The sequence below is a fragment of the Pseudarthrobacter sp. AL07 genome (assembly GCF_029960665.1).
Lineage (GTDB): Bacteria > Actinomycetota > Actinomycetes > Actinomycetales > Micrococcaceae > Arthrobacter.
Window position 1 is genome coordinate 1 of the sequence record NZ_JASBRB010000054.1, and the last position, 5,982, is coordinate 5,982.

Here is a 5,982-nt window from a genome sequence, read left to right on the forward strand (position 1 = left end):
TGGATCAGCCCATCGCCGAAGTGGAGACAGCCAAGTCCATGGTGGAAGTCCCGTCTCCGTACGCCGGCACTGTGACGGTGCTCCACGGCGAGCCGGGCCAGACGCTGGACGTAGGCAAGCCGCTGATTTCCGTGCTTCCGATTGGTGCGCCGACGCCGGTGATCGAGCCTGTCGAGACCGAGGCCTCGGTGGTGGAGCCTGCCGAAACCGGCGCAGCGGATACCTACCGCGAAGAAGAGAAGGCCGGGTCCGGAAATGTGCTGATCGGTTACGGGACTCCCGGCGGCGGCGGCGCTGCCCGGCGAACCAGGGCTCCCCGAACAGTGGTTTCGGCAAGCTCAACCAACGACCATTCGGTGGTTGAGCCTGACGCCCAGACGGCGGCCGATGACCTGCTGCTGCTCCGCACGAGGGTCCCCGGGAAACTAGGCGCCGTCATTTCACCGCTCGTCCGGCGCATGGCCCGGGAGCACGGTGTGGATCTCGGCGAAATTCACGGCTCGGGTGACAGCGGGCTGATCATGCGTAAGGACGTGGAGGCCGTGATCCTCCCCAACCGCCCCCTAACCTCGCAAGCTCGGCCAGGGAACCCTGCGGTCGTGGCCCCAAGCGCAATCATCGAGGCTCGATCACCGGAATCGGTTTCGGCAGGCGCAACCACCGGTGGCGTCGACACCCGCACAGGTCTGGACATTTCCTCCCGGACACCCGTCAAGGGTGTCCGGAAAGCCGTTGCCACAAACATGTCCCGCAGCCGTGCGGAGATCCCTGAGGCCACCGTCTGGGTGGACGTGGATGCCACGGCACTGGTGGAACTCCGGGTAGGCCTCAAAAAGTCTGATCCGCACCATACGCCCGGGATCCTCGCGTTCATCGCGCGTTTTGTCACCGCTGGGTTAAAACGATTCCCGGACCTGAACACCCGTATCGAAACTGCTGCCGACGGCTCCCAGGAGATCGTTGGCTTCGCCGGCATCAACCTGGGCTTCGCGGCCCAGACGGACCGCGGACTGATGGTCCCCTCGATACGCAACGCGGACAGACTCAGTGCCCGCGAACTGGACGCGGAGATCCGCCGGCTCACCGCCGTCGTACGCGAGGGCAAAGCGACGCCGGAGCAACTGGGCAGCGGCACCTTCACGCTGAACAACTACGGTGTTTTTGGGGTGGACGGATCCGCAGCCATCATCAACCACCCCGAGGTGGCGATCCTCGGGGTGGGACGCATCATGGACAAGCCGTGGGTGGTGGACGGGGAGCTCGCGGTCCGCAAGGTCACCGAACTGACGCTCACGTTCGATCACCGCGTGTGCGACGGCGGCACAGCAGCCGGGTTCCTGAGGTTGGTCGCTGACGCAATTGAGAACCCGGGATCCGTGCTGGCTGATATTTAGTTGCTGCCGGGCGCCGGTTTGAAGATCCACCGCATCCAGCTGGCGCCCAGCCTCCACCCAGCGGGGTTATCAAAACGTTATATATGCTTGCTTAGTGAATTTTTTGTTAACCCAGGATACCTCGGCAGAATCGGCAAGCCCGGCGGCGCCCGCATCCGGGCTGCTGTCCGGGCGGCAGCATGCACTTGATGGGCTGCGCACCGTCGCGGTGGCGGGAGTCTTCCTCTTCCACACCGTCACCGGGTTCGCCCCCGGCGGGTCCATCGGCGTGGACGTCTTCTTCGCGCTCAGTGGCTTCGTGATCACCCTCCTGATCCTGAAGGAGTACCGGGCCACGGGCCGGCTGCGCCTGGGGGTTTTCTACGCCAAGAGGCTGGCCCGGCTCTGGCCGGCACTGCTGGCCGTCTGCGCCGTGGTGGTTATCGGCGGCCTAGTGTTCCCAGCCTCAGGGTGGGGCGGCCAGGGCGCAAATGCCATCCCGGCGTCGGCCTACGTGATGAACCTGACCAACTACGGAGCCTTCGGTTCCTCCACCGGTGGCAACGCGCTGAGCCCCACCTGGACGCTCGCCGTCGAGGAGCAGTTCTATCTGGTCTGGCCGGTGCTCCTGCTGCTGATGCTGCGGTTCTGGAAGGTCCGCACCGTTGCCTGGATCACCGCCGTCCTGGCGGCCGGGTTCCTGGTTGAACGGTTCCTCCTGGTATCCGGCGGGGCGCCGCTGGCCCGGCTCTACAACGGACCGGACACCAGGGCCGACCAGCTGCTGCTTGGCTGCACCATGGCCCTGGTGTTTGCGTCGGTCCGGCCGGGCTCCAGGGTCCATGACTCCCTGCAGGCCGGTGCACGCTGGGGCGGTCCCGCAGCGGGGCTCGCCCTGGTGGTCGCCGTGTTCACCTTCAAAGAGCCGGACAAGCCCGGCCCCTGGTTTGATGTCTTCTGGACCTTCGGCCCTGCGGTGTTGGCGCTCCTGGCCGGGCTGGTGATCGGATCGCTCGTCCTCCGGCCAGCCGGCCTGGCCTCAAGGGTCCTGAGCCACCCCTGGCTGGCCAACCCCGGCCGCGACCTGTCCTACGCCGCCTACCTCTGGCACCTGCCCGTCTATCTCCTGCTGATACCGCTGGTCCCGTCACTCTGGCTCCGCGTTTCGGCGGCTGCGGCGCTGACCGTGCTGATGGCCTACCTGTCGTTCCGCTTCGTGGAATGCCCCATCCGCCAGTGGGCCTCCAAAAGGCTGGAACCCGACGTCGTCCGTCCCGCCCCGGAGCCCGCCCGGGAACTGGAGCCGGCCGGGACATGGTAAGGCAACGCGAAGCAGGGGCTCTGTGTTCGCCGCGGTCGGAGCCGTGTCCCTAGCCGGTAGGGCCTACCGAGTGCCTGAGAGCAGCGGCGCCGTATCCCAATCGATGCTACGGGCAGGGGCGGGTATGTCCGCCGGCAGCTCCGGAGCCGGGGCGCGTGTTTCGACCGGCACCTCAGGGTCCTCGTCCGTGGCAGGGGGACCGGGCTGCCGGGCGCTGTGGTGGGCAATGACCGCGGTCCGGCCGCAGTGGGGACACGTCGTTTCGCCGAGACCGGTGGGATCGGTGCAGTGCAGTCCGTTGCGAAAGAAGTAGTCCCGTTCGTGTCCGTGGCCGTCCTCAACATGCTGGACGTCATAGTCGGCACCCCAGGCATGGTCGCAACCAGTGCAGGTGAACATAAACCGGTCGAACGAAATTTCCCTAAGAATCATGGCTTTCTCCTTTCAGTCTGCCCCACCAGTCCTGCTCTAATCCGAGCCCCACTGGTGTGATACAGATCACGGACGCTTGTTCCAGATGCAAAGTTACGCCGATGAATTCATCTAGTCGAGACTTTTAAAGAATAAATGTTTTCTCAATTCGGTGTACAGGTGTGGGTGCGGCTTCGCGTGGCGGGATCGGATGGGCCGCGTTCTGCCGGCCCGGCCATGCCCGTTGGCCGCTATCAGCGCGTATCCACATCCTCGAACACCAGGAAAGTCTGCGTGTCCTGGACGCCCGGCATGGCCTGAAGCTGGTCGAAGATCACCCGCCGCAGGTCGGTGTTGTCGATGGCGCGCACCAGCAGGATCACGTCAAAATCGCCTCCCACGAGGGCGATGTGATGAACCTCCGGAATGGCCTTGAGCTCCTCGCGCAGTTCGCGCCACGAGTGCTGGCTCACCTTGAGCGTCACGTAGGCGGAGGACTTCAGTCCGGCCTTGATGGGGTCCACCAGGGCCGTGAATTTTGTCAGCACGCCTTCGCCGGTCAGCCTGGCGATGCGGGTGTACGCGTGGGCGCGGGAAATGTGGACGTTCTCGGCCACCTGCGTTACGGACATCCGCCCGTCCCGGGTGAGCTCGGCGATGATCCTGCGATCGACGTCGTCCAGCGGTACCTCGCCGGGCTCGCCTTCAAGTCGTGCCAATTCGTCCACCGTTCCCGCTCGTTGTCCGGATCACATTTCAATTCGTCTTCCAGAGTAGGTGCAACCGGCGGTACCTTCCACGATTCGGCGAAGTGCTGGATACGAAACTTCCCTCAGGGACGGTTAGCGGTGGTGGGCGTGTTCAGAGGACGATGTTGCTGGTGTAACGGATCTTCGCAGCAGCTGCCATCACATCGGAGACGATGCCCGGCGCGTTCAGGGGTGAGGAGAACTCTGGGGCGGCCGGTATGGCGTCCTCGGTCCACAGTGTCACCACCTTGCGGCTCAGGGCCATGGCCGAGAGGGAGTACACGCCATCAAGGTCCGGCCACGTCTCATGGATGGCACGGGCCCAGGCTCGGGTTCGCTCCTTCTCGCCGAAAGCGATCTGCGCCGAACCGCCGGCCGGCAGCAGCCAGTCTCCCGTGAGGTCGGCCAGTACCAGGTCACGCGTGGTACTAAACGCAGTGACGTAAGGGTCGTCGCGGTCGACGTCGACGAAACGGGTCAGCTGGAATACCTCCGCCAAGCACGTCAGCACGTCCTCACCGAGGTAGGCGGCACCCAACGGCGCGGCATCACCTGGCGGCAGCGGGTGAGGTTCCCAGCGTGAGCCCGGCACGGGCCCCCAGGTGCGCAGGCGGTTCCACGGCACCACATGCCACGAGGCGGTGAAGTGGATCCGCCACAGCACGGTGCCAGCCGGTATCGTCTTTGCTTCGTACCCCAGAGCCCGCAGGGTAGCCGTGTCCGGCGGGTACTGGTCCGGCATCAGTAGCCGGCCGCCAGTCCCTCGGCAAGGTCGACGACGACCTTCTTGCTGCCGCCGGCCTCCAGCCATGACTTGGCCGAGACGTGCATTCCGTTCAGGACCAGGTCGGGTTGGGGCGTTAGGAAGAACCCGGCCACCGCCTGCGGGTGCAGGTCGTCGGGCAACGCACCAAGAACGTCCTCCAAGGAGGGGATCGACTTGTCACCCGTATCGTTAAACTGCCATTGCGGGAAGGCTAACTTGCCGTTGACCAGGTACGAGTAGAGCTTCCGTGCCGATTTGTAGTGTCGGATGGTGGACGCGGACATGCGCATGTGCTCGGCGACCTCGGCGGCCGTGAGGGCAGAAGCGTCAAGAACGAGCCGGGCGGCGGCGTTCGCCGCGGAGGCGATAGCGACGGCGGCATGGTCGGCTGCGATTCCCGAGTTCTTGTCCCAGAAGTCCCGGTCGCGTGCAGGCAGGTCGGCTGCCGTGGTGCTGCGGGTCATGTCTTCCAGGGCTGAGACCAGGTCCTGTTCAGAAAACGAGGGACGGGCAGAGCTGATCCATGCATTGAGGGTGCCGGCTCCGTGGCCAAGCTTCATTCTGGTGCGGCGGTCCTTGACAGCGATGACGTCTCCTAACGACCTCCACAGTCTATGCCATTGCTAATGATTGTGGGAAAGGGGAGTTCTAGCCGCTTCCTGCCAATTCGTCCACCGCTCCCGCTCGTAATCCGGATCACATTCCAATTTGTCTTCAAAAATAGGTCCATCCTGCGGAACCTTCCACGATTCGGCAAGTGCTGGATACGAAACTTCCTCGAGGGCCATACTGGAACCGACTAGTGGCTACAGAAGGACGGACCAATGACGATCTCCGCGGACCTCCCTGCGCAGGACCAGGCCCAGCGTTTGCCGGCTGAAGATGCCGTATCGGAAGCGGTGCGCAAGTTCGGCATCACAGTGGAGGACTACATGCTGCCCGCCCGGCACCAGATCCAGATGGTGGACCCGGACGGACGGCTCCTGGCAGAAGGTGAGCAGGGCACCGAACCCGGCCACGAGTACCCGTTGCCCGGCGATGAGGAACTGCTGGCTGCCTACGAGCAGCTCGTCGTCGGCCGCCGCGTCAACGACCAGAACTCGGCGCTGGTCCGCCAGGGCCGCATGGCCGTGTACCCGTCCAGCCATGGCCAGGAAGCCTGCCAGGTGGCAGCCGCACTGTGCCTCGCCGACGGCGATTGGCTGTTCCCCACCTACCGGGACGCTGTGGCGGTCATGGCCCGGGGGGTTGAGCCGGTGGAGACCATGACTATTTTCAGGGGTGACTGGCACAGCGGCTACGATCCGGCCAGGCACAAGGTGGGCATCCAGTGCACGCCGCTCACCACCCAGCTGCTGCATG

7 protein-coding genes are annotated in these 5,982 nt (G+C 64.8%); 3 read left to right on the forward strand and 4 right to left on the reverse strand.

The features are described from left to right. Both QK290_RS18145 and QK290_RS18150 read left to right on the forward strand, forming a co-directional pair. Positions 1–1,394: dihydrolipoamide acetyltransferase family protein (locus QK290_RS18145; RefSeq protein ID WP_282332058.1), on the forward strand; the 1,394-nt coding region annotated here is incomplete at its 5' end. 94 nt (positions 1,395–1,488) lie between these two features. Beyond that, positions 1,489–2,694 carry an acyltransferase gene (locus QK290_RS18150; RefSeq protein ID WP_282332059.1) on the forward strand — a complete coding sequence of 402 codons (1,206 nt, stop codon included), beginning with the start codon at positions 1,489–1,491 and terminating at the stop codon, positions 2,692–2,694. 63 nt (positions 2,695–2,757) lie between these two features. Here the strand turns inward: QK290_RS18150 and QK290_RS18155 are convergent, their stop codons facing one another. From QK290_RS18155 to QK290_RS18170, 4 genes are all read right to left on the reverse strand, one after another. Then, a complete protein-coding gene (locus tag QK290_RS18155; RefSeq protein ID WP_282332060.1) occupies positions 2,758–3,126 on the reverse strand; it encodes a hypothetical protein in 369 nt (122 codons plus the stop codon). 233 nt (positions 3,127–3,359) lie between these two features. Further along, positions 3,360–3,824 (reverse strand): Lrp/AsnC family transcriptional regulator, encoded by a 465-nt coding sequence (locus QK290_RS18160; RefSeq protein ID WP_282332061.1) that lies wholly within the window; start codon positions 3,822–3,824, stop codon positions 3,360–3,362. 142 nt (positions 3,825–3,966) lie between these two features. Next, positions 3,967–4,596: an RES family NAD+ phosphorylase gene (locus QK290_RS18165; protein ID WP_282332062.1), complete on the reverse strand. Its 630-nt coding sequence runs from the start codon at positions 4,594–4,596 to the stop codon at positions 3,967–3,969. Continuing rightward, on the reverse strand, positions 4,596–5,180 hold the full coding sequence (locus QK290_RS18170) for a hypothetical protein (protein ID WP_282332064.1): 585 nt from the start codon (positions 5,178–5,180) through the stop codon (positions 4,596–4,598). Before QK290_RS18170 ends, QK290_RS18165 begins: the two co-directional genes overlap by 1 nt. Positions 5,181–5,444: 264 nt before the next feature. Here QK290_RS18170 and QK290_RS18175 point away from each other — a divergent pair. Then, the coding region (locus QK290_RS18175; protein ID WP_282332065.1) for a thiamine pyrophosphate-dependent enzyme at positions 5,445–5,982 on the forward strand (538 nt) is incomplete at its 3' end.

What these genes read in the sequence shown, in the direction of transcription:
- QK290_RS18155 (WP_282332060.1), bottom strand. Translation starts at nt 3,126, where the DNA reads ATGATTCTTAGGGAAATTTCGTTCGACCGGTTTATGTTCACCTGCACT.
- QK290_RS18165 (WP_282332062.1), bottom strand. Translation starts at nt 4,596, where the DNA reads ATGCCGGACCAGTACCCGCCGGACACGGCTACCCTGCGGGCTCTGGGG.
- QK290_RS18170 (WP_282332064.1), bottom strand. Translation starts at nt 5,180, where the DNA reads ATGAAGCTTGGCCACGGAGCCGGCACCCTCAATGCATGGATCAGCTCT.